Raw genomic sequence first — 21,856 nt, 5'->3', positions numbered from 1 at the left:
GTATATTGACTTAGGTAAGTTTTCTATGTTTAGTGGAAATCCGCTTACGTTTTTTTTCTTGAAAAATAGTAGCTGTTGCAATCATAGTCCAGATAATATTGGTAAAAAATGATGGCATAGCGTTATGATAATAGCAATTAATAGCTATAAACAATCCTCCAAACAGGTTAAGATACTTACCGTACCTAAGGTATTTTTGTCCTTGCATTAAAGTTAGCGCATAGGCAATGATTACCAGTCCGGAACCGGACCAACCTAGAATAGAAATAAGCAATTTCATCTTTACATACTATGGTTTTAAGTTATTTAAGGTTCGTTCTTTAAAGTCGGCTTTACTCATTTGTTTTTCTACACTTTCTAATTGATGTAATAAAGAAGGGCTATGAGCTAAAAGTTCTTGTAAAGCTTTTTCGCCAGCCGCCCAGTATTTATGAATTTTTGGCAGCATAGATGTAGCTTTATCAGTTAGTTCTATATTGTGTTTACGGAGATCTGCCTTGTCTTTAAAAGCCTGTACGTATCCATTCTTCTTCATTTTTTTAACCAGTTTTATCATCCCTGGGTGCGATAAGCGTGTGGCTTCTGCTAATTCTGTAATTGTTAAAGCCCCATGTTTCTCTAATAATAGAAACACCATGTGCCAATTGGGTTCTATGTCCACATTAAGGGTGTCATACAAATCTTTTGTTTGGTACATAAAGGCATCATTAAGCCGTTTAAGCCTTGCTGTAATACCATTTATACCCATCTCTATTAAAAAATCTTCCATAAACAATGTAACTGGTTACTAAAATTACAAATAAATGTAACTAGTTACATAAAAAGTTGTTTTATTTTAAGAAATTATAATTATGAATTGAAGTATAATAGGAACCCTGTCTTTTGTTCCGAGCGTTCGCCATTTTTGCTTAGTTCCTTTTATGGGCAAGTATGATGTAGAATTTAATTGAAGTATCTATTAATGATGGTCATTAATTTTTCTTGTTCTATGGGCTTACTAATATGTTCATTGCAACCCGCTTCTATCGCTTTTTCTTTATCACCTATTAAACTAAATGCGGTTTGTGCTACAATAATAATCTCCTTATTAAATTCTCTTATCTGTTTTGTAGCTTCTAAGCCATCTATATAGGGCATTTTTACATCCATTAAAATCAAGTCAATATTTGGATTCTGTTGGCAAAGTGCTACTACTTCACTTCCATTTTTGGCATGAGTAATTGTACAGTTGAATTGCTTTAATATCTTTTCTATTAAGTAACTGGAAATACTATCATCTTCTGCTACCAACACTTGTAATTTTCTATGCAATACGTTCTCCATTTTTAAGCTGTTTTTTGTTGTTGGGGTATGTACGGTATGGATAGATAGAATGAAGAACCTTTATCAAATTCACTTTCTAACCAAACATCGCCACCCATAAGGTTGGCGTAAGCTTTAGATATGGATAGTCCAAGGCCCGCACCTTGTCTTGCCATTTTATCTTCTATATCTGCTTGCACAAAACGCTCAAATACTGCTTTGTGTTTGCTTTCTTCTATACCGATGCCTGTATCCTTGACATAAAAAATTAAATCTTGATTTTCTATATAATATCCAAAACGGATACCACCTTCATCTGTATATTTTATGGCATTCTTTATTAAGTTGGTTAATATAGAACAAACTTTATCCTTATCACCTTTTACAAATAGTTGGCCAGCGGAAAGGTCTGTATCACAACCTAAAAGAAGATTTTTAGCTGCTGCTTCTGGACTAAAAAAATCAAATTTATATTTTAATAAGCCATGTACATCAAAATACGCATTGTGGATTTCCATAGTGCCCGCTTCTAACCGAGATATGTTGATAATATCATTAATAATATTTAACATACGATGGCCGCTTTTTTTAATGATATCCACAAACTCTTGTTGTTCTTCGCCTGAGAGGTTTGGCGATTTTAATAAATCTGCAAAACCAAGAATACCATTCATAGGGGTTCTAATTTCATGACTCATATTTGCCAAGAATGCCGATTTTAGTCGGTTACTTTCTTCCGCCTTATTTTTAAGTTTCGTCAGTTGTTCTTCATATAGCTTTTGGTTGGTAATATCTGTCACGGTGCCTACAAAACCCAACACATTGCCCTTTGTATCTGTTTCTGGAGTTGCGCTACCTAACACCCACCTAACACTACCGTCTTTATGGATAAATCTATATTCTGCCTCTGTAACATCTTTACTTTCCATTGCCTTTACCCAGCAATGTTGTATGCGCTCAATATCATTTGGGTGTACAGCTTCTTGCCATTTCTGGGCTTCAATTTCTTGAGTGGTAAGGCCAGATATCTCTAAATATTTTCTGTTTACATAGGTCATTTCTCCTTTTGGGGTGGCATGCCAAATACCTACAGGGGTAACTGCAGTTAAGGTTCTAAAGCGTAGTTCTTTTTCTTGTATTTCCAGATTTGCCTTTTTAGCCTCCTTAGCAATAAGCTTATACTTTTCCTTATAACTAAGCGTCTTAAATATGTCTTTAACACTAGACAGGGTATCTTCTTTGGATTTAGGCTCTAATCGTTTTAAATAAAAGGTAAATAGAATACTGTAAAAAAAGGCGGTTACCGATTTAGCAATAATACTAGAGGTTATAATGCCCATTAAGTTTTCTCTATTCCAAAAAGACAAGGCGTTAAATAGGATACTATCTATACATACCACAATTAACATGGTAGTGAGTATTCTTAAAAAAAGGGATTTGGTGATTTTAGAAATAAACTCATAGAGCAAGATGATAAGTAATACATCTAAAAACAATACAAACGTGCCAAAGACTAGAACTTTAGCCTTTACGTTCATTAATCCAGTGGTGATGTAATAGGGATTATACGTGTTAGCAACCTCTAAGTTTAAATTAAGACTATAGAGAATTAGAGCGATGACTATATTAGATGCGATGAGGGCATAAATAACTTTTTTAGTTTCGTTAGCATCTTCTTTTATATAAATGAGAAGTAGTGCAAAAAGGGAAGCTGTAAAAAGTACGGAAGCAAAAGAAACAAGAATGCCATTTGTTATTTTAACATAAACACCAATAGCTAAAAATACTTGCATGAATTGAAAAAGTCCCAAACAGGCAAAGAGCATACCCAAACCCATAGATTTCCTAATCCTAAACAAGAATTGGATAAGAGCGGCAACCAAAGTACCTTGTAGTAGAAATATGCCTAATTGATAAAAATCCATACAAATAGATAGTTATTTATCTTTTTGTAAATCATTACTCAATTGTATATCTGGTAATTACCATAGATGCCAAATGTAAGAGCTGATTACATTGGGATTTTAGGCATTAGCTATTTTGGGAGCTGTAAATATACAAAATTTTAAATTAGTGTAATAATATACTTCATATAGATACGAAAAAACTTACAATATTATTGTGTTTAGGAATAAAAAAAGACAGGATACGCTCCTGTCTTTTGAAAAATGTAATTATAGCTTTGTTACGAAACTCTAATTTGTCCATTACCAAATACGTAGTATTTATTGGTGACCAATTGTTTTAATCCTAAGGGACCTCTGTGGTGCAATTTATCAGTGCTAATGGCAAGTTCTGCTCCAACACCCATTTGTCCACCATCTGTGAATCTTGTGGAAGCATTTTGGTAGACTGCCGCGCAATCCACACCATCCATAAATTGTTGAGCTGCCTGGCTATCCGCAGTCATAATGGCTGCTGAATGGCCTCCGGAGTGTAAATTTATTTTTTCCATGGCTTCTTCTTGATTAGACACAGCACCAAGTACACACTTCATCGCTAAAAACTCTTCTTTCCAAATATCTTCATTATCTATTATCAATTCGTTAGGTAATATAGAATGGATATGCTTGTCTACTATAAGGTTGACCTTGTACTCCATTAATAATTGCGCCAATTCTTTTACTTTGGCTTCAAAATTAGGAATAGTAACGTCTAACAAAATTTTATCTAGCGCATTGCAGGCCGAAATTTTATGCGTTTTAGCATTTAGCAACACTTTTTTTGTCATCTCCCAATCTGCCTCAGGATGTACGTACATAAAATTGTTACCCCTGCCACTTACCAATACAGCACATTTTGCATGCTCTTTAACAAAAGCAATTAAGCGTTCCCCTCCTCTAGGTACAATTAAATCTAGCGGTTGGTCTGGATTTCTTAAGAATGCCTGGGTTTGCGTTCTGTTCATTTCTAGAAACTGTATGTAATCCTTTGGCAGTCCATTATCTTCTAGAGCTTGGTGCCAAAGTTTTACCAAAGCTTTATTACTATGATAGGCTTCTTTACCACCTTTAAGCAATATTTTATTGTTTGCCTTGAAGGCTAATACTGCAGCTTCAACGGTCACATCTGGGCGCGACTCATAAATAATCATGATAGTACCAAAAGGCGCAGTTTTATTCATAATTTGTAAGCCATTGTCCAAGTTTTGCATGCTTAGCTCCTTATTAACGGGGTCTTCTTGCAGTCTAACCTCTTTAACAGCTTGTGCCATTTGCTCTACTTTTTTGTCATTCATCACAAGGCGGTCATACAAGGCTTGGTCTTCTTTAATAAAAGCATCCAAATCTTTTTTATTGGCTTCTAGTAAATCTGATTTATGCGTTTGCAACAGTTTCTCCATACTGTTTAAAACGGCATTTTTTATATCTGTTGTAAGTAATTTCATTTATCTTATTTATTGAGAAACTTTTGTCCCAACTGGGCGTTCCTCTACAATATCTATTATTATGTTTTCTTTTTTTCCGTTTACAATATAGCAAGGAATATCCTTACTTGCAGCCAATTGTGCATAGCCAAGTTTAGAACCCATGCCGCCCCGTCCTTCACCTTCTTCTTTGTCTGGATTCTCTATGTATTTCTCTAAATCTTCTTCTGGCTCAACATTGCGGATAACCTTAGAGGTTTCGTCATCTGGGTGACCATCGTATAAACCGTCAATATCTGTCAATAAAATAAGTTTGTCTGCATTCATTAGCTCGGCAATTAAGGTAGCTAACTCATCATTATCAGAGAACATAGACATGGTTACAGAGACGGCGTCATCTTCATTGGCAATTGGGATAACCCCTTCTGACAGTAAACCTTCAATACAATTAATCATATTGTCTCTATGAATTCCAGGATTAAAATCGCGCTTGGTAGGCAACACTTGAGCACATTTCATACCGTAATCTCTAAATATGTTGTAATACAATCGCATCATCCTTGGTTGCCCTATAGCAGAATAAACTTGTCTGCGTTGTGTAGTATCTTCAATTTTTGCCTTACCCAATACTTCTTTCCCTGCAATTACAGAACCAGAAGAAACTAGTATGGTCATAATACCCCTATCATACAATTCAGCTATTTGTCTTACCAAATTTTTAAGTATGGGTCTAACTATCCTATTATCCTTATTGGTCATTACATTGGTCCCAACCTTAATAACCACTAATTTTTTATACATGATTTAATATTCTTCGCCTAATTCTACAGCTCTATTAAAAGCAGCAAATGCGGCATCTTTAATTAATTCGTTTACATTATTGTCTTGCATAGACTCTAGTGCAGCCTGCGTTGTACCACCTTTAGATGCAACACGTTGCATCCAAGAATCTGGAGTTAATGTAGATTGATTGAACAACTCTACCGCTCCTGTAAAGGTTTGGCTTACCAGTACCTTAGATACATTCTCTGAAAAACCCATTTGGCGTGCAGCTTCCATCATACTCTCCATAAAATAGAATACGTAGGCAGGTCCACTACCAGAAATACCAGTAGAAGCATCTATAAATTTTTCATTGTCTACGCGTAATGCTTTACCTGTAGTACTTAATAAATCTTCCACCATAAAAAGTTCTAGTCTGGATACTTTTTCTGATGAAACGTAGCTAGTTAATCCTTTACCCACCTTAGCGGGTAAATTGGGCATGGCCCTAACTATTTTATCAATACCTAGTGCTTCTTGCATGTAGTTTATGGTAACACCAGCCATTATGGAGATGACCATTTGTTCATTATTTAAAAGCGGTTTTATACGTTGGAACAGTTCTTCTGCATGATAGGGTTTTACAGCTACCATGATAATTTCTGCAATGGGAACACAATCTTCTAAACGGTCAAATGTGTCAAAATTTGGCATTTTGTCCACTCGGTCTAAAGCATCTTTGCTTTTATCTAATACCATTATGTTCTTTTTCTTTAACAGCTTGGATTTTACCATCCCTTCTGCATAGGTGAGTCCCATGTTTCCTGCACCAATAAGTAATACTCTCATGTTGTTGTGAATGCCTATGTGCACCCGTGTTTTTAAAAAATTATAGAATTAATCGTTTTCTAATTCGGTTATATACTTTTCTTTGTAAGCCGCCTTTTCTAGCTGTTTTCTACGAACCACAGAAGGTTTGGTAAAATATCTGTTATCCCTTACCTGGTCATGTAGTTTTACATTACGTACTTTGCGCTTGTAGCGCTTTAATGCACGTTCTATTTTTTCTCCTTCTTTTATTTCAATCTTTAACATAGTTTATTGTTTTAATCTCATTTCTAAATAATTGGGCTCAAAACCGTGAGCCTTTAGTGTCTTTTCTTTTGCATTACTTTTATTGATGAACACTCCAATCTCTCCACGACAATAGTTAATGGCATAATCCAATAGTTTTTCTTCTAAACCTGTATCTTTAATTTGACTATGGACAACTATTGTTACCAGTAAATTTTCTGGAACATAATCATACATCCCTGTTTTATTTATGACCAGAGCACCAAGTAGCTTTTCTTCTTCTTCTAGACAAAAAATATAGCCTCCAAATCCTGGACGCTCCTTTGCAGCATATTGTATAGCACTACGGATGCTGTTTCTAGAAAGTTTTCCTTGGTCTTGGTGGTCGTGTAAAAAATTAACCAACCTATTTATCTGTATAGAGGATAGCCTTGAATAGGCATCAAAGGTGTTTATTGTCATTAAATAATAGAAATAGAAGTGTACGGCAGTAGAAGCCAAAAAAATAACGTAAACCATTGGCCCGTTTTGCTAGATAGCAAACAGGAATAGTTTTGAGATGTGGGTGGAGTGTTCCCTTAGACTGTTGGCGGGATAAATTTTTCGGATTGGTTTCTAAAAACCGTGTATCCAAAACTTAAGATTCTAGAATTACGTTGTTCGTGTAATTTAGGCGTCATATAAGGCAAAGGTAATAAAGATAAAAGGCTTATCCCAGTACTTTTGCCTTTCCTTAAGACTTTTGTAAATAAGTAACTCATTGAAAATGAGTTGTAATTTTACTTTTTATCTAACAAAGCCATATAAAAACCATCATAGCCACTTTCCGAAGCAAATACCTTTTTATCCTTTACGAAGGTAAATGCCGCTCCTTCTTCTGAGCTTAAAAATGCAGCAACTTGGTCATAGTTTTCCTCGGGTAAAATAGAGCAAGTAGCGTATACCATTTTGCCTCCAGGTTTTACCATTTTAGAGTAATTACGGAGAATATCTTGTTGCACGCCTTTAATACGTTCTAAGAATTCGGGTTCTAATTTCCATTTGCTATCAGGATTTCTGCGTATTACTCCCAAGCCAGAGCATGGCGCATCTAGCAATAACCGGTCTGCTTTAGCATGTAATTTTTTAATAGACTTGGTGTTTTCTATGACTCTAGGTTCCATATTATGAACACCGTTTCTACGAGCGCGAACCTTTAATTTTTTTAGCTTACTTTCATAAATGTCCATAGCAATGAGCTGTCCTTTATTTTCCATTAAAGATGCCAAATGCAAGGTTTTGCCACCAGCACCCGCACAAGCATCTACCACCCGATGACCCGGTTCTACCTGTAAATAGGGAGCAACTAATTGAGAAGATGCGTCTTGAACTTCAAATAAGCCCTCTTTAAATGCTTGAGTAGTAAAAACGTTTTTACGTTCAACAAGTTCTAAGGCAAAAGGGTGGTTCTCTAAAAGTGTAGTTTCTATTTCTTCTTCTGCTAAACGCTGCTGTAGTGTTTCCCGAGTTACTTTAAGCGTATTTGTACGTAAAATTACGTTCGCCTGCTGATTTAAAGCTCTACTTTCTTTCTCCCAAAGTTTAGCCCCCAAGGCCGCTAATGCACGTTCTTCTATCCAATCAGGATAGGATTCTCTTATTTTTCTAGTCTTCGATAATTCATCAAAACGACCTTTAATACGGCGTACTGGAGTGCCATCTAATTGTTTCCAATCAGGAATGGGAATACCCCTAAGAACGGCCCAAACAGCAAATAGCCTAAATAAATCTTCTCTGCCAAAAGGCTCGTTCACCTCTGCAATAGCGGTATACAGGCGTTTATATCGTACAATCTCATATGTAGTCTCTGCAATAAAACCGCGGTCTCTTGCGCCCCATCGCTTATCATATCGCAATACTTTTTCAATGACTTTATCAGCATATTCTTCGTCATTAAAAATCATTCCTAGGGCATCTACCACCGCAAAAACCAAGTTTCTATGTAATCGCATCAATCTTAAAATAAGGATGCAAAGGTATCATTTAAGTTTTGTTGTTAGCAAGCTTTATTAAGCTAAGGCACAATATTTAATCGCCAACCCTTATTTTTGAGTAAAACCAACTTTTTATGAAAAATAGTATAGCGCTTTTTTTGATTATACTGCTACTTGCTTCTTGCAAAAAACAACAAGCAGTAAGGTCGCCGTTTAAGAGTGTTAAAGTAGAAGTTGTTTATAAGGATAGCTCAAGTATCCGTGCCATTACGTTTTTAGATAAAAATACCTTGGCTTTTGCTGGTAGTAATGGTCTTTACGGAACTTACACTTTACCTACAGCCGTTTTACGTAGTAATCGTATGCAGTTTGATAGTATTGCGCCAGAATTTAGAGCGATAGCCCATAATACTAAAGATTTTTTTATGATGAGTGTGGGCTCCCCAGCTTTGTTGTACAAAACGGGAACCAACGGAGAAATGGATTTGGTTTATAGTGAAGAGGGTGAGAATGTTTTTTATGATGCCATGGCATTTTGGAATTCAGAAGAAGGTATAGCAGTTGGTGATACTAGTAATGGATGTTTGGCCATACTTATTACAAGAAATGGAGGTGCTAGTTGGAGTAGGGTAGCCTGCACTAATTTACCCAAAGCAATAGAAGAGGAGGGAGCTTACGCTGCTAGTAATTCTAATATTGTTCTGCTTGGGGATACCACACTGGTTGCTACAACAAAACGTTTTTTAAAATCTGTAGATAAAGGAAAAACATGGACAGCCATAGAGACTCCAATCAAAGGTACAACAGATTACCATGGAATGTATAGTATGGATTTTTATAATGCTAGTACGGGTTTTGTAATTGGGGGCGATTTTGCGCAACCAGAAGGTAACGCTGCCAATAAGGCGTTAACCAAAGATGGCGGAAATACGTGGCAACTGGTAGCAGATGGTAAAAATCCTGGATATAAAAGTTGTGTGCAATTTGTACCCCATAGCGATGGGAAAGAATTAGTTAGCGTTGGTTTTAATGGAATAAATTACAGTGCAGACCAAGGTCATACATGGAAAACATTATCAGAAGAAGGTTTTTATACGCTAAGATTTTTAAATGATTCTATTGCTTATGCTGCAGGTAAAGGACGCATAGCAAAATTGAGTTTTAAACAGTGATAACTAGAAGGTTTAAAACTAAACCGATTTTTTTAACGTTTTAGAATAAAATTTTAGGATGACTCATGATGAAATTTTAAAAAAAGTTGCTTGGAAGGATTTGAGGAAATTGACGTTAAAGGAGATGTTAATTGAAAACAATTTGACCGTTCCTTGGGCTTTAATATCTTGGACTTTGGCCTGGTATGGCTATTACTGGATTGCCTTACCATTCTCTGGCTTTTTCTTTTTAACAGCCTTAAGGCAAGTGCATAATGGATTTCATAATTCTTTAGGGACCAACAAATTTTTAACGTGGTTAAGTTTATACTTAAATAGTATACTTATGGTGGTTTCTATCCATGCGGTAAAGTTTAATCACTTAAGACACCATAAATATTGCTTAACAGAGAAAGACCAAGAAGGCAAGTCTGCACATATGACGTGGTATGGTGCTATATTATATGGTCCTATTCATATTTTTAAAATTCACCAGATTACTTGGAAGATAGGAAACAAAAAATACAGAAGAAATATGCTTTTGGAGCTAGTTTCTATATGTATTGCTGTAACCTTGGTTTTTTATTTAGAAATACATTGGTTAATGTATCACATGATAGTCATGTTAATAGGTGAATTCTTAATGTCCTTTTTTGCTGTATGGACTGTACACCACGATACCCATGATAACCCGGAGTTTGCAAGAACGCAAAGAGGTGGGTGGAAAAACAAGCTTACTTTTAGTATGTTTTACCATTTAGAACATCATTTATTCCCTGCGGTACCCACTATTAAATTGCCAGAATTAGCAAAACGAATAGATGATGCACTACCAGAACTAGAGAAAAAACAAACGTTTTAGCTGTAATTTTCTATGAAGGCCACCGCTTTTAAAAATCCTTATATAAAGGACGAAATCACGATTTTAGAGGATACCTCCTCAGTGCTACGCTTTAGAACTATTGTAGAGCCTAAAGGAGGACAAAGAGAATTTCATTTTCATTCTAAAATTATAGAACACTTTTTAGTAGAAAAAGGCGAATTAACCCTTGAAACTAAGGAAGCAACTATACTATTAAAGCCTTATGAAAAATTTGCAATACAACCTCTTATTGCGCATCGGTTTTATAATGAAGGTAAGAATGCTACGCAATTTGTGGTTACAGTAAAAAATCCTGATAGCTTGAGTGATGGATTGCGAATTATGTACGGGTTAGTAAGGGATACAAAGATTGGTAATAACGGGCTCCCCAAGAATATATTAAAAAGTGTGGTTGCCTTGTACATGATGGATGCTTATAGTGCCAAACTACCTTACACTTTACAACGATTGGGATTTTCTATGTTAAATGGTGTCGCTATGGTTTTGGGGTATAAAAAACAGTTATTACTAGCGTATGGCAAATAAAAATAGGAGCAGTTTATACCGCTCCCATTCCCATCAATCAAACATCAAAAATAAACAGTTAGTATTGGGTGTTACACATTAACTACCACAAAATTTCTACCTGTTTTCTTGTAAAATACTCCTCTATATTTATAAAGTCTTTTTCCGTTTACAACCACTACTTTTCTGGCTCTTGGTAAGCGATTTATGGTTAAACCTGTTGGTGCAGATACCACTACATACTTTTTGTTATTTGTATTGTACCAAACTCCATCTGCAAAATAAAAACGGGTATTTTTGTGTACTACAATTTTAGGTTTACGTATTGTGGTTACTACAGTTCCTGTTCTAGGGTAGGTTCTAATTACCGTAGTTTGGGCAGTTGTCATCAGCATACCACCTAATAAAAAAAGCACTATAAAAACATTCTTTACATTTTTCATGACTACAATTTTTATGGTTTGTATATGTAAGACTGTAAAAATGAAAAAAGGTTTAAATAAAAAGAGAGACGTTAAGTCTCTCTTTTACTGCAATCCATATATGGTTTAATTGCCGCGCCTTAGTCTAAATTGCTGAATAAGTTTTCTTTTAAAGTTTTCTTCTGTTTTTAAAAGAAGTATAATTTTTTTCTCAGGAATAGCAGTCTTCAATTTTTGCACATATACTTTACCAGATTTATATCTTTCTTCGTGCATGGCTTCTAATTCTTTCAATAATTGGCTAGCTTGTGCGTCTGACAGCGTTGCCGCATCTGCACTATTTTTTCCGAAGTATTTACGCTCTTTTTGCCTTAGCAAATCGGCAGTATCCTCGTGTTCATTATATATAGGCCAAAACTTTTCGGCCTCTTTTGGCGTTAACGCGAGCTTTTCTGATATAAAAGCAATTTTCAAAGATTTTATACGGTCTCTGCCTTCTTCTTGTGCTTGTAATTTTGGGCTAACTAACACTACGCCAAGAACTAAGGTGAGTAATAGTTTATTTAAATAATTCATAATCCAGATTTAAGTCTTCTAATTCGTCTACATTTTCATCTAAGTACTCCAAGATGGCATCACTTTCTAAGGATTCATCTACAAAAAGCGTATTGCCAAGTGCTTCTGTAGGCAAAAGCGAAGCAAGTTCATAAGAGGTTAATTCATCGGTGTTTGCTTGTAAATACTCTTGTATTTCTGTCGCAGCCAAGCCATCAAAATTAACTAGTTCTTTATTTGTTTTGGGCTGTGTACTAAAATACAGTGTTATCAGCAAAGCAAGAGAGGCTGCTACAGCAAGCCATTTTTTGTAGCTGTTGATGGCTATTATTTTTGGGGCTGTATTGAGCTCTACTGCTTTTGCTGTATTAACATACACGGTATCCCAATAGCCTTTTGGTACACTAAAACCATCCGTTTTTGGAATTAGGGTTTCATGGGTAATGGCATCCTCTGCAGCAATTCTATCCATTAATCGTTGGTTGAACTGCTCAAAGTAGCCCTCTGGTAATTGATGCGATTTATCTTTATCCTTTTTCATTTTTCTATTAGACCCTTTTTCATTTTTCTATTAGACCCTTTTTCATTCTATTGGTTTAATGCGCTTTAAGGTACGCTTCAATTTTTTTGGTAGCCAAATGGTATGATGTTTTTAAGGCTCCTACCGATGTTTCTAAAATTTCTGAAATTTCTTCGTATTTCATTTCTTGAAAATATTTCATATTAAAAACCATTTTTTGTTTATCGGGTAGCGTGGCCAAGGCTTTCTGTAATTTAAGCTGAATTGCATCACCCTCAAAATAGACATCTGCCTCTAGATTCTCAACCAAATACGCTTGCATTTCTGTTGTACTTTTTCCTAGTTTTTTAGATTTTTTTTCTAGAAAAGTAAGCGACTCATTTGTTGCGATGCGATACATCCAAGAATACAATTTGCTGTTGGCTTTAAAACCCTCAATGTTACGGTATACCTTAATAAATGTATTCTGTAGCACATCATCTGCATCATCATGATTTAACACAATTCTGCGAATGTGCCAATACAGCCGTTCTTTGTAATGGTTTACCAACACCTCAAAGGCTTTACCTTGGGTTTCTTTGTTTTTTAGCTCTGCAACTAATGTTTCTTCTACAACCAAAAAAATGATGTTTTACCCTTAGACCTTAAATTTAGGAAAAGGTTTAAAACGAAGTCTAAAATTTCTTATTGAACGTTTATACTAGCTAGGCCAGATTTTGCATCTCTACCAACCTTTTATAACCCTTATTGGATTTGAGAAGTTCTTCATGTGTGCCTTGTTCTAAGATTTTACCTTTTTGCATAACCACGATGAGGTCTGCATTTTGGATGGTAGAAAGCCTGTGTGCAATAACCAAAGAAGTTCTATTTTGCATCATTTTCTCCAAGGCATCTTGCACCAAACGTTCACTTTCGGTGTCTAGGGCAGAAGTAGCCTCATCTAACACCATGATTGGTGGATTTTTAAGTACAGCACGAGCAATGGATAAACGTTGTTTTTGACCGCCACTTAGTTTGTTGCCACTATCTCCAATATTGGTATTGTAGCCATTTGGCAAATCCATAATAAAATCATGTGCATTGGCAATTTTTGCGGCAGCGATAATTTCTTCATCAGTAGCATTTTCTTTACCTAGGGCAATATTGTTTTTAACCGTATCATTAAAGAGGATAGAGTCTTGTGTAACCAGACCCAATAGACCTCGTAGCGATTTTTTACTTAGTTTTTTTATGTTGTTTCCGTCAATGCTGATTTCACCTTCATTGACATCGTAAAATCTAGTGACAAGATTTGCGATAGTACTTTTTCCACTACCGGATTGTCCCACAAGAGCTACTGTTTTTCCTTTTTCAATGGTTAGGTTGAAATTTTTTAGCACATATTCATCTTCATATTTAAAGGAAATATTATCAATCTTCAAAGCTTTGGTGAAAGTGTCCTGTTGAATAGGGTTATCTATTTCGGAAATAGGGTTTTCCGTTTCTAAGACTTCCAAAACACGTTCTGCAGCAGCATTTCCTTTTTTAACTCCGTAAGATGCTTTACTTATTGCTTTCGCTGGCGTTAAAATTTGGTAAGACAAAGCCATGTAGGTAATAAAAAGTTCTGCTTCAAGTGTTTTTTCAACAAGAACCATTTGTCCACCGTACCATAGAATTACACCAATGGCTGCAATTCCGAAAAATTCACTGGTTGGGGAAGCCAAGTTTTGTCTGTTTAGCAAACTGTTCGAAAAACTAAAAAATCTTTTCGTAGAAGACTGAAATTTTCTGGCGAATACAGATTCTGCATTAAACGCTTTTATAACTCTAAGTCCGCCCAAAGTTTCCTCTAAAATGGATAAGAAGTAGCCTTGCTCTTGCTGAACTTTGTCCGATTTACGTTTTAACGATTTACCAATCAAGGAGATTAAGAATCCAGATAAAGGAAGAAACAGAAAAACGAACAATGTAAGTTTCGGGCTAATGGTGAGCATTGCTATAATTGTAAAAATTATAGTTAAGGGCTCTCTAACGATTAGCTCCAATATAGATAGAAACGAATGTTGAATTTCTAATACATCTGAAGTTATACGCGCAATAGTATCGCCCTTACGTTTTTCAGAATAATAGGATATAGGTAATTCTACAGTCTTATTATATAGTTCATTACGTAAATCTTTAAGGACACCGTTACGTAGAAACGTAATAAAATACATGGCTAAATAATTGAAAAGATTCTTTAATAGAAACATGGTAATAATTAGCCCAACCATGTACATAAGAACTTCGCCTGAATCTGTTTGCTGGCTTTGTTCTGTGATGTAAAAGTTTAGAGAATCTGTTACGTAATCTTTTAGATTGGTTATACCGCTCCATTTTGGTTTGGCATATATTTTTTCCGTTTGGTTAAAAAGCACGTTCAACATTGGAAATAATGATATCATTGCCAATGTTGAAAACAGTGCGTAAAAGATGTTAGATATAATGTTTAAAATTGCATATATCCGGTAAGGCTTCGCAAAGCGAAGAATCTTTTTGAAATAGTTCATTAAGCTAAATTAAGCTCAGCAAGAATACTCTTGACTTTATTGTCAAGTTCTGCTGCCACTTTTTTATAATCTTCGGTTTTTTCCAATTTTGTATTGGTGCTAATGTAGAATTTTACTTTTGGTTCCGTTCCACTAGGTCTAGCGGCAATTCTAGTGCCATCTTCCGTTTCGTAAATTAAAACGTTAGATTTTGGAATATCTATGGCCTTTTCCTCACCAGTTTGTACATTTTTAGCAATAGAGGTATTGTAGTCTTCTATCCACTTTACTTTAGATCCGGCAACTGATTCTACTGGGTTCTCTTTAAAATCTTTAAGCATTTGCTTAATTTCCTCGGCACCACTCATCCCTTTTTTTGTAATGGAAATTAGTTTTTCTTTATAGAAACCAAATTGTACGTAGGCATCAATTAAATCTTCATAAAAAGAGCTACCGTTCGCTTTTGCTTGGGCGGCAATCTCACAAGCCAAGAGGGTAGAGGTTACCGCATCTTTATCGCGTACAAAATCACCCACCATGTAGCCAAAACTTTCTTCACCACCACCTATAAAGTGTTGTTCGGGAAAGTCTTTTATCATCTTACCAATCCATTTAAAGCCTGTCAAAGAAATTTTACATTCTACTCCATATTCCTTGGCCATTCTTTCCATCATTGGAGTTGAAACAATAGTAGTAGCTACAAATTCGTTCCCTTTAAAACCTTTGGCTTTGTACTGGTCTAATAAGAATTTAGTCATCAAAACCATAGTTTGGTTTCCGTTGAGCAGTTCCAATTTACCATCTAGATTACGTACGGCAATACCTAAACGGTCACTGTCTGGATCTGTACCTACAACCATATCTGCTCCAATCTCCTCTGCTTTTGCAATAGCCATTGCCAATGCTTCTGGTTCTTCTGGATTAGGAGACTTTACTGTTGGAAAATTACCATCTGGTGTAGCTTGCTCTTCTATCACAGTAACATTGTTATAGCCTGCACGCTTCAATACTTCAGGAATAGCAGTGATGGATGTTCCGTGTATACTTGTAAATACAATTTTAAAATCATCCTTAGCAGCAGCATTAAAATTGCCGTTAGCAACAGAAGCTTCAAAAAAAGCTTCATCTACATCGGTGTCTATAGCTTCAATTAATGCTGTATTGGGTTCAAACTTTATATCCTCAAAACTAAGTTTATTAATTTCTGCAATAATCTCTTTATCCTGTGGTGGTACTATTTGACCACCGTCTGTCCAATATACTTTGTAACCGTTATATTCTGGTGGGTTATGAGATGCTGTTAAAACAATACCTGCGTGACAATTAAGATGTTTAACGGCAAAAGAGAGTTCTGGAGTAGTTCTTAAGGCTGAAAAACGATAAACCTTAATTCCATTAGCAGATAGTACTTCTGCTACGGTTTGAGAAAGCGTATCGCTATTATGCCTACAGTCGTACGCTATAACTACCTTGATTTCTTGCCCAGCATAGATTTGTTTTAAGTAATTGCTTAAACCTTGTGTGTTTTTACCCAACGTATATTTGTTAATACGGTTGGTGCCAACACCCATTACCCCACGCATACCTCCAGTACCAAATTCTAGGTTTCTGTAAAAAGAATCTTGTAATTCTTCTGAATCTTCTTTGATGAGACGATTGATTTCTTCTTTTATCTGAGGATCAAAAAAATCTGTAAGCCAGGATTGTGCGGTCTTAATGATGGAGTCCATATCTTTTATCTATTTTCTTTAAGAATTTTCTTGCTAATTGAAGTAACGACTAAAGTATTAAATTATTTAAAAGTGATGCCTACTAAGCACTTAAACTTTTGGTTAATCTACTTCTGCAACAGAATCTGGGCTAATAACTGCTGCAATTTTGTAATTCTGAGGTGCCTTTTTGGTTCGGATGAATAATTCGCCAATAAAGCCAGCTAAAAATAATTGTGTACCAATGACCATACAGCTCAGTGCTATAAAAAATTGCGGTCTACTCGTAATTAATCTTCCAGTTGGGTTGATAAATAATTTATCTATTCCTAAATAAACAGAAAAAGCAAAACCAATAATAAAAACCATTGCGCCTAAAGCCCCAAAAAGATGCATGGGTTGTTTGCCAAATTTAGAAACAAACCATATGGTAAGTAAATCTAAAAATCCATTTATAAAACGCTCCATGCCAAACTTGGTAGCACCATATTTGCGTGCTTGGTGTTGTACTACTTTTTCTCCAATTTTACTAAAACCTGCATTTTTAGCTAGAACAGGGATGTAACGGTGCATTTCCCCAGAGACCTCTATATTTTTAATAACCTTAATGTTATAGGCTTTAAGGCCACAATTAAAATCGTGCAGCTGCACGTTAGAGGTGCGTCGTGCCGCCCAATTAAATAGCTTAGAAGGTAGGTTTTTTGCAAGGACGGAGTCGTACCGTTTTCGTTTCCAGCCAGAGACTAAATCATAGTGTTGTTCTTTAATCATTTGGTAGAGCTCTGGTATTTCTTCTGGATTGTCCTGTAAATCGGCATCCATGGTAATCACCACATCACCTTGCGCCATTTTAAATCCAGCATGCAATGCCTGCGATTTTCCAAAGTTTTTTAGAAACCGAATCCCTTTTACTTGTGGGTCTTTTTTTGACAATGCGTCTATAATTTCCCAAGATTTGTCTGTGCTACCGTCATCAATAAAAATGATTTCATACAAAAAACGATTGGATTGTACCACGCGGGCAATCCAATCGTATAATTCGTTCAAAGATTCTTCTTCGTTAAGTAAAGGGATTACAATGGATAATTGCATTGTTTGTTACAGTAATTCCCCTCAAAAGTAGTGTTTTTGTTTAATATTGAGGTTCACTCTTTTTTAAAGCTAGGGCAGGGATTAAGGTCCCTACAAAACCTATAAATAGATTAAAAATTAGACCACCAGCAATTTGTAGTACGTAATTGGGATCTTTTTGGCTTTCAATTTGTTTTTCTACCATTTCTGGGTCCATACCAGATTCTAACATCATATTAGTAGAGTACTCTATGGCTTTATCCGTCATATCTGGGTCAATGACATGTGCTAGTACAAAACCAAAAATAATTCCGATAAGCCCGCTAATCAGGGTAGCACCAACACCAATTTTTAATCCTTCTGGAAAAGAAATAAAACCGTTGTTCGCTTTGCGAAACTCTAAAATCCCTAATATTGAAGCAATTATTGTTAGCACTACACCTAAGCCTAAAGCAAGAAAAATTCTGCTCATATCTATTTGGTAATGTAAGTCTTGAAAATATAGCATAAGATTAAAAGCAATACCAATTAATCCTAGAATAATACCATATTTTAAAGCTACCTTGCCTGTGGTGGGTTTGTTGTTTTCCATCTTTGTGTTTGATTTAGTTGATTACAGCTAGTAAGTATTCTTTTTTTAAATTTTGTTACAACTTTAAAAATATTTTTTAGATTTTTACGCTTCAGGCATTGTGTGTGAGTATTTTTTGACTAAATTTGCAGCCTGAAAAATTGAGATAGATTTAAAGTTAAGGTAGTAATGAAAACAGGAATACACCCAGAAAACTATAGATTGGTTGCTTTTAAGGATATGTCCAATGAGGATGTTTTTATCACAAAATCAACCGCAGAGGCTAAAGAGACCATTGAAGTTGATGGTGTTGAATATCCTTTGGTGAAGTTGGAAATCTCTAGGACCTCTCATCCTTTCTACACAGGTAAAACTAAATTGGTGGATACTGCAGGTAGAATTGATAAGTTCAAGAACAAGTACAAAAAGTTCAAGAAGTAATAAACTTTTGTTTACGATGATATCAGAACGCTTTCGTTATTGTAACGAAGGCGTTTTTTTATTTTTACAATCTAGAAAAACTCAGGCATGAACTACATTCTTTTTGATGGTAATGACAAGCAAGCATTATTACCATTTACGTACACACGGCCAATAGGTGAAATCCGTGTTGGTATTTTATCCATTAAGGAAAAATGGGAAAATTACTTAGCTACAAAGGTTTCTTATTTTGTAGAAGATTATTTAGCTCAAAAATTTCCTTTACAATTAGGAAAAACCAATGTGGTAATTAACGCCACTTATTTACCAACAAAGACATTGCTTGCAGAAATAAACGGGTTGAAGATTGGAGAAGCATTATTTTTTAAAGAAGATATTGTTGCGTATGTTTCTAAGGAAGATTCCTTACAATATGATGCTTCCAATTATAAGATAAAGCAGTTAAATGATGTAGGATTAACTATAAAACATACTTGGGAAATTTTTGCAAAGAATGATGAGGCTATAAGGGAAGATTTTAATCTTTTAACAACGGGTAGGATAAGTGCACCAATATCAACCACTAATACGGTTATAGCACCAGAAAACATATTTTTAGAAGAAGGAGCCAAGGTAGAATGTAGCATTCTAAACGCATCTACAGGACCTATTTATATAGGTAAAGATGCGGAAATTATGGAAGGGTGTATTATCAGAGGTGCGCTGGCCATGTGTGAGCATGCTGTGTTAAAAATGGGAGCAAAAATTTATGGAGCATCTACATTTGGACCGTATTGTAAAGTAGGGGGAGAGGTTAATAATTCTGTCTTGTTTGCTTACAGTAATAAAGGTCATGAAGGTTTCCTTGGCAATTCTGTTCTAGGAGAGTGGTGTAACCTAGGAGCAGATACCAACACCTCTAACTTAAAAAACAATTACGCACCAGTGCGTCTTTGGGACTACCAAACGGAAGGTTTTGCGCATACCGGTTTGCAATTTTGTGGGTTAATGATGGGGGATCATAGTAAAGCTGGTATTAATACGATGTTTAATACAGGTACTGTTGTTGGGGTGAATGCCAATGTTTTTGGTAGTGGCTTTCCGCGCAATTTTATTCCTAGTTATAGTTGGGGTGGTGCCTCCGGTTTTACTACCTACAGGACCAATAAAGCTTTTGAGACAGCCAAAGCCATGATGGGGCGAAGAAATATAGAATTTGATGCTGTAGAAAAAGAACTTTTTGAAGCTGTTTTTGAGCTAACTAAAAAGTGGCGTAAAGATTAATTTACACACATTAGTTCAAGTGTAATTACATTGGCTAAATGCTTAAAAACCGCAAATTTTGTACCTTTGCAGGCCATTTTAGATAGGTAATGAAGAAGAAAGTAGCATTTTATACTCTTGGTTGTAAGTTAAATTTTTCTGAGACTTCTACGATAGCTCGGAAGTTTGAAGGAGAAGGTTTTGACCGAGTAGATTTTTCTGAGAACGCAGATATATATGTTATTAATACCTGTTCAGTAACTGAAAATGCTGATAAACGCTTTAAAACTATTGTAAAACAAGCACAAAAATCTAATCCCGAAGCCTTTGTTGCTGCGGTGGGATGTTACGCACAATTAAAACCAGAAGAGTTAGCTGCTGTGGATGGAGTTGATTTGGTTTTAGGTGCTACTGAGAAATTTAAAATCACCGACTACTTAAATGATCTTACCAAAAATGATAAGGGAGAGGTGCATTCTTGTGAAATTAATGAGGCTGACTTTTATGTGGGTAGCTATGCTATAGGAGACAGAACAAGAGCTTTTTTAAAAGTGCAAGATGGGTGTGATTATAAATGTACCTATTGCACTATACCCTTAGCTCGTGGAATTTCTAGAAGTGACAGCTTAGAGAATGTATTGAAGAATGCGGCCGAAATTGCTTCCAAAGACATTAAAGAAATTGTTCTAACGGGTGTCAACATTGGGGATTACGGCAAAGGGGAGTTCGGAAATAAAAAACACGAGCATACTTTTTTTGAGTTAGTGCAAGCCTTAGATAAAGTTAATGGGATTCATAGATTGCGTATATCTTCTATAGAGCCAAATCTTCTTAAGAACGAGACTATAGATTTTGTAGCTCAAAGCAATGGTTTTGTGCCACATTTTCATATTCCTTTACAAAGCGGTAGTGATAAGATTTTAAAGTTGATGCGTAGAAGATATCTTACTAATCTTTACGCAGATAGAGTGGCACGCATAAAAGAAGTGATGCCACATGCATGCATTGGTGTAGATGTTATTGTTGGTTTTCCTGGGGAGACCGATGAAGATTTTATAGAAACCTATAATTTTTTAAATGCTTTAGATATTTCTTACTTACATGTTTTTACGTATTCTGAGAGGGATAATACCGTTGCTGCAACAATGGACGAGGTAGTCCCTAAAAATGTGCGTAGTAAGCGCAGTAAAATGCTAAGAGGGTTATCTGCTAAAAAGAGGAGAGCTTTTTACGAGAGCCAGTTAGGAAGTATACGAACTGTATTGTTTGAAGGAGAAAACAAAGAAGGATACATTCATGGTTTTACAGAAAATTATGTAAAAGTAAAGACGCCTTGGAATCCAGCATTGGTAAATCAGTTACACCAAGTAGAACTGGGTTCAATAGATGAAGATGGCTTAGTACGATTTTCTTTTGTTACTCAACAAGAAATAGCATAAAAAAACCCTGACTAATTTGTCAGGGTATAATGTCTTAGATTCTGATGCCTACTGGCAACATTTCTTTGTATTGCCTATTTTTTCTAAGGAACCCGGCAATGTGGGGACTGGTTGGCACCACACGGAGATTTTGTTCTTGCAAGTGGTGTAATACGGCTTTGATGAAATTTTCTTTAAAACCTTCTTGCGTAACGCCTTCTGGGATAACTAATTTGGTTAAAAATACTTTTCTTTCTTGAGAAGAATACTCAATCTTGGCAAGTTGTCCATCAACTGTAGCTTCAAACTGGCGTAAGAAACTGTTGTCATTAATCTCCATTTCCATTATATAGTTTTGGTTTACTTTTAACTTTAAGCAAA

The 21,856-nt window shown here is 35.6% G+C and carries 25 protein-coding genes; 6 read left to right on the top strand and 19 right to left on the bottom strand.

Annotated elements, in window-relative coordinates:
• Positions 1-10: 10 nt before the first annotated feature.
• The 10 genes from HCO57_RS15290 to HCO57_RS15245 all read right to left on the bottom strand — a co-directional run bounded on the left by HCO57_RS15290 (position 11) and on the right by HCO57_RS15245 (position 8,496).
• Positions 11-280, bottom strand: coding sequence for a CBU_0592 family membrane protein (locus tag HCO57_RS15290; protein WP_167989751.1), 270 nt, complete (start codon positions 278-280; stop codon positions 11-13).
• A 9-nt stretch (positions 281-289) separates the two neighbouring features.
• Complete coding sequence (locus HCO57_RS15285; RefSeq protein ID WP_167989750.1) at positions 290-769, bottom strand: MarR family winged helix-turn-helix transcriptional regulator; 480 nt, start codon at positions 767-769, stop codon at positions 290-292.
• Between the two features lie 173 nt (positions 770-942).
• Entirely contained in the window at positions 943-1,323 is a 381-nt protein-coding gene (locus HCO57_RS15280) for a response regulator (protein ID WP_136951492.1), read from the bottom strand.
• 2 nt (positions 1,324-1,325) lie between these two features.
• Positions 1,326-3,227: a PAS domain S-box protein gene (locus HCO57_RS15275; RefSeq protein ID WP_167989749.1), complete on the bottom strand. Its 1,902-nt coding sequence runs from the start codon at positions 3,225-3,227 to the stop codon at positions 1,326-1,328.
• A 260-nt stretch (positions 3,228-3,487) separates the two neighbouring features.
• A complete protein-coding gene (locus HCO57_RS15270; RefSeq protein ID WP_167989748.1) occupies positions 3,488-4,690 on the bottom strand; it encodes a glutamate-5-semialdehyde dehydrogenase in 1,203 nt (400 codons plus the stop codon).
• Positions 4,691-4,699: 9 nt separating this feature from the next.
• Positions 4,700-5,470, bottom strand: a complete 771-nt coding sequence (gene proB / locus HCO57_RS15265) for a glutamate 5-kinase (RefSeq protein ID WP_167989747.1) — start codon at positions 5,468-5,470, stop codon at positions 4,700-4,702.
• 3 nt (positions 5,471-5,473) lie between these two features.
• Positions 5,474-6,280 (bottom strand): pyrroline-5-carboxylate reductase, encoded by an 807-nt coding sequence (proC, locus tag HCO57_RS15260; RefSeq protein ID WP_167989746.1) that lies wholly within the window; start codon positions 6,278-6,280, stop codon positions 5,474-5,476.
• 48 nt (positions 6,281-6,328) lie between these two features.
• On the bottom strand, positions 6,329-6,526 hold the full coding sequence (gene rpsU / locus HCO57_RS15255; RefSeq protein ID WP_136951497.1) for a 30S ribosomal protein S21: 198 nt from the start codon (positions 6,524-6,526) through the stop codon (positions 6,329-6,331).
• 3 nt (positions 6,527-6,529) lie between these two features.
• Positions 6,530-7,024, bottom strand: coding sequence for a hypothetical protein (locus HCO57_RS15250; protein ID WP_167989745.1), 495 nt, complete (start codon positions 7,022-7,024; stop codon positions 6,530-6,532).
• Between the two features lie 260 nt (positions 7,025-7,284).
• Positions 7,285-8,496 (bottom strand): RsmB/NOP family class I SAM-dependent RNA methyltransferase, encoded by a 1,212-nt coding sequence (locus HCO57_RS15245; RefSeq protein WP_167989744.1) that lies wholly within the window; start codon positions 8,494-8,496, stop codon positions 7,285-7,287.
• Between the two features lie 116 nt (positions 8,497-8,612).
• On the opposite strand from HCO57_RS15245, the gene HCO57_RS15240 reads away from it, so the two are divergent.
• Genes HCO57_RS15240 through HCO57_RS15230 form a run of 3 tightly spaced genes read left to right on the top strand, consistent with a single transcriptional unit; the run spans position 8,613 to position 11,037 of the window.
• A complete protein-coding gene (locus tag HCO57_RS15240) occupies positions 8,613-9,650 on the top strand; it encodes a WD40/YVTN/BNR-like repeat-containing protein (protein WP_167989743.1) in 1,038 nt (345 codons plus the stop codon).
• 58 nt (positions 9,651-9,708) lie between these two features.
• On the top strand, positions 9,709-10,491 hold the full coding sequence (locus HCO57_RS15235) for a fatty acid desaturase family protein (protein ID WP_167989742.1): 783 nt from the start codon (positions 9,709-9,711) through the stop codon (positions 10,489-10,491).
• Between the two features lie 12 nt (positions 10,492-10,503).
• On the top strand, positions 10,504-11,037 hold the full coding sequence (locus HCO57_RS15230; RefSeq protein ID WP_167989741.1) for a cupin domain-containing protein: 534 nt from the start codon (positions 10,504-10,506) through the stop codon (positions 11,035-11,037).
• Positions 11,038-11,108: 71 nt separating this feature from the next.
• Here HCO57_RS15230 and HCO57_RS15225 read toward each other — a convergent pair whose 3' ends face one another.
• The 8 genes from HCO57_RS15225 to HCO57_RS15190 all read right to left on the bottom strand — a co-directional run bounded on the left by HCO57_RS15225 (position 11,109) and on the right by HCO57_RS15190 (position 18,395).
• The gene (locus HCO57_RS15225) at positions 11,109-11,459 is read right to left on the bottom strand and encodes a DUF6515 family protein (RefSeq protein WP_167989740.1); all 351 of its coding nucleotides are present in this window, start codon (positions 11,457-11,459) and stop codon (positions 11,109-11,111) included.
• A 105-nt stretch (positions 11,460-11,564) separates the two neighbouring features.
• On the bottom strand, positions 11,565-12,014 hold the full coding sequence (locus tag HCO57_RS15220; protein ID WP_167989739.1) for a sensor of ECF-type sigma factor: 450 nt from the start codon (positions 12,012-12,014) through the stop codon (positions 11,565-11,567).
• On the bottom strand, positions 11,998-12,534 hold the full coding sequence (locus HCO57_RS15215) for a hypothetical protein (RefSeq protein WP_167989738.1): 537 nt from the start codon (positions 12,532-12,534) through the stop codon (positions 11,998-12,000). The genes HCO57_RS15220 and HCO57_RS15215 overlap by 17 nt, the downstream gene beginning before the upstream one ends.
• Positions 12,535-12,589: 55 nt before the next feature.
• Entirely contained in the window at positions 12,590-13,132 is a 543-nt protein-coding gene (locus tag HCO57_RS15210) for an RNA polymerase sigma factor (RefSeq protein WP_136951506.1), read from the bottom strand.
• Between the two features lie 85 nt (positions 13,133-13,217).
• On the bottom strand, positions 13,218-15,044 hold the full coding sequence (locus HCO57_RS15205; protein ID WP_167989737.1) for an ABC transporter ATP-binding protein: 1,827 nt from the start codon (positions 15,042-15,044) through the stop codon (positions 13,218-13,220).
• A complete protein-coding gene (locus HCO57_RS15200) occupies positions 15,044-16,753 on the bottom strand; it encodes a phospho-sugar mutase (protein WP_167989736.1) in 1,710 nt (569 codons plus the stop codon). Before HCO57_RS15200 ends, HCO57_RS15205 begins: the two co-directional genes overlap by 1 nt.
• Before the next feature lie 102 nt (positions 16,754-16,855).
• On the bottom strand, positions 16,856-17,824 hold the full coding sequence (locus HCO57_RS15195; protein ID WP_167989735.1) for a glycosyltransferase family 2 protein: 969 nt from the start codon (positions 17,822-17,824) through the stop codon (positions 16,856-16,858).
• Between the two features lie 40 nt (positions 17,825-17,864).
• Entirely contained in the window at positions 17,865-18,395 is a 531-nt protein-coding gene (locus tag HCO57_RS15190) for a DUF4199 domain-containing protein (protein WP_167989734.1), read from the bottom strand.
• 168 nt (positions 18,396-18,563) lie between these two features.
• Between HCO57_RS15190 and HCO57_RS15185 the strand changes: the two genes are divergently transcribed.
• From HCO57_RS15185 to mtaB, 3 genes are all read left to right on the top strand, one after another.
• Entirely contained in the window at positions 18,564-18,815 is a 252-nt protein-coding gene (locus HCO57_RS15185; RefSeq protein ID WP_136951511.1) for a type B 50S ribosomal protein L31, read from the top strand.
• 87 nt (positions 18,816-18,902) lie between these two features.
• On the top strand, positions 18,903-20,078 hold the full coding sequence (locus HCO57_RS15180; RefSeq protein ID WP_167989733.1) for a GlmU family protein: 1,176 nt from the start codon (positions 18,903-18,905) through the stop codon (positions 20,076-20,078).
• An 89-nt stretch (positions 20,079-20,167) separates the two neighbouring features.
• On the top strand, positions 20,168-21,496 hold the full coding sequence (gene mtaB, locus HCO57_RS15175) for a tRNA (N(6)-L-threonylcarbamoyladenosine(37)-C(2))-methylthiotransferase MtaB (RefSeq protein ID WP_167989732.1): 1,329 nt from the start codon (positions 20,168-20,170) through the stop codon (positions 21,494-21,496).
• Positions 21,497-21,530: 34 nt separating this feature from the next.
• Here the strand turns inward: mtaB and HCO57_RS15170 are convergent, their stop codons facing one another.
• Entirely contained in the window at positions 21,531-21,821 is a 291-nt protein-coding gene (locus tag HCO57_RS15170) for a GNAT family N-acetyltransferase (RefSeq protein WP_209066180.1), read from the bottom strand.
• Positions 21,822-21,856: the final 35 nt, after the last annotated feature.

This window comes from Croceivirga sp. JEA036 (assembly GCF_011882165.1).
Taxonomy (GTDB): Bacteria; Bacteroidota; Bacteroidia; order Flavobacteriales; family Flavobacteriaceae; genus Croceivirga.
Note: the sequence above shows the minus strand (reverse complement) of the source record. Positions and strands in the feature narration are given on the sequence as shown.

What these genes read in the sequence shown, in the direction of transcription:
- HCO57_RS15290 (WP_167989751.1), bottom strand. Translation starts at nt 280, where the DNA reads ATGAAATTGCTTATTTCTATTCTAGGTTGGTCCGGTTCCGGACTGGTA.
- HCO57_RS15285 (WP_167989750.1), bottom strand. Translation starts at nt 769, where the DNA reads ATGGAAGATTTTTTAATAGAGATGGGTATAAATGGTATTACAGCAAGG.
- HCO57_RS15280 (WP_136951492.1), bottom strand. Translation starts at nt 1,323, where the DNA reads ATGGAGAACGTATTGCATAGAAAATTACAAGTGTTGGTAGCAGAAGAT.
- HCO57_RS15275 (WP_167989749.1), bottom strand. Translation starts at nt 3,227, where the DNA reads ATGGATTTTTATCAATTAGGCATATTTCTACTACAAGGTACTTTGGTT.
- HCO57_RS15270 (WP_167989748.1), bottom strand. Translation starts at nt 4,690, where the DNA reads ATGAAATTACTTACAACAGATATAAAAAATGCCGTTTTAAACAGTATG.
- proB (WP_167989747.1), bottom strand. Translation starts at nt 5,470, where the DNA reads ATGTATAAAAAATTAGTGGTTATTAAGGTTGGGACCAATGTAATGACC.
- proC (WP_167989746.1), bottom strand. Translation starts at nt 6,280, where the DNA reads ATGAGAGTATTACTTATTGGTGCAGGAAACATGGGACTCACCTATGCA.
- rpsU (WP_136951497.1), bottom strand. Translation starts at nt 6,526, where the DNA reads ATGTTAAAGATTGAAATAAAAGAAGGAGAAAAAATAGAACGTGCATTA.
- HCO57_RS15250 (WP_167989745.1), bottom strand. Translation starts at nt 7,024, where the DNA reads ATGGTTTACGTTATTTTTTTGGCTTCTACTGCCGTACACTTCTATTTC.
- HCO57_RS15245 (WP_167989744.1), bottom strand. Translation starts at nt 8,496, where the DNA reads ATGCGATTACATAGAAACTTGGTTTTTGCGGTGGTAGATGCCCTAGGA.
- HCO57_RS15240 (WP_167989743.1), top strand. Translation starts at nt 8,613, where the DNA reads ATGAAAAATAGTATAGCGCTTTTTTTGATTATACTGCTACTTGCTTCT.
- HCO57_RS15235 (WP_167989742.1), top strand. Translation starts at nt 9,709, where the DNA reads ATGACTCATGATGAAATTTTAAAAAAAGTTGCTTGGAAGGATTTGAGG.
- HCO57_RS15230 (WP_167989741.1), top strand. Translation starts at nt 10,504, where the DNA reads ATGAAGGCCACCGCTTTTAAAAATCCTTATATAAAGGACGAAATCACG.
- HCO57_RS15225 (WP_167989740.1), bottom strand. Translation starts at nt 11,459, where the DNA reads ATGAAAAATGTAAAGAATGTTTTTATAGTGCTTTTTTTATTAGGTGGT.
- HCO57_RS15220 (WP_167989739.1), bottom strand. Translation starts at nt 12,014, where the DNA reads ATGAATTATTTAAATAAACTATTACTCACCTTAGTTCTTGGCGTAGTG.
- HCO57_RS15215 (WP_167989738.1), bottom strand. Translation starts at nt 12,534, where the DNA reads ATGAAAAAGGATAAAGATAAATCGCATCAATTACCAGAGGGCTACTTT.
- HCO57_RS15205 (WP_167989737.1), bottom strand. Translation starts at nt 15,044, where the DNA reads ATGAACTATTTCAAAAAGATTCTTCGCTTTGCGAAGCCTTACCGGATA.
- HCO57_RS15200 (WP_167989736.1), bottom strand. Translation starts at nt 16,753, where the DNA reads ATGGACTCCATCATTAAGACCGCACAATCCTGGCTTACAGATTTTTTT.
- HCO57_RS15195 (WP_167989735.1), bottom strand. Translation starts at nt 17,824, where the DNA reads ATGCAATTATCCATTGTAATCCCTTTACTTAACGAAGAAGAATCTTTG.
- HCO57_RS15190 (WP_167989734.1), bottom strand. Translation starts at nt 18,395, where the DNA reads ATGGAAAACAACAAACCCACCACAGGCAAGGTAGCTTTAAAATATGGT.
- HCO57_RS15185 (WP_136951511.1), top strand. Translation starts at nt 18,564, where the DNA reads ATGAAAACAGGAATACACCCAGAAAACTATAGATTGGTTGCTTTTAAG.
- HCO57_RS15180 (WP_167989733.1), top strand. Translation starts at nt 18,903, where the DNA reads ATGAACTACATTCTTTTTGATGGTAATGACAAGCAAGCATTATTACCA.
- mtaB (WP_167989732.1), top strand. Translation starts at nt 20,168, where the DNA reads ATGAAGAAGAAAGTAGCATTTTATACTCTTGGTTGTAAGTTAAATTTT.
- HCO57_RS15170 (WP_209066180.1), bottom strand. Translation starts at nt 21,821, where the DNA reads ATGGAAATGGAGATTAATGACAACAGTTTCTTACGCCAGTTTGAAGCT.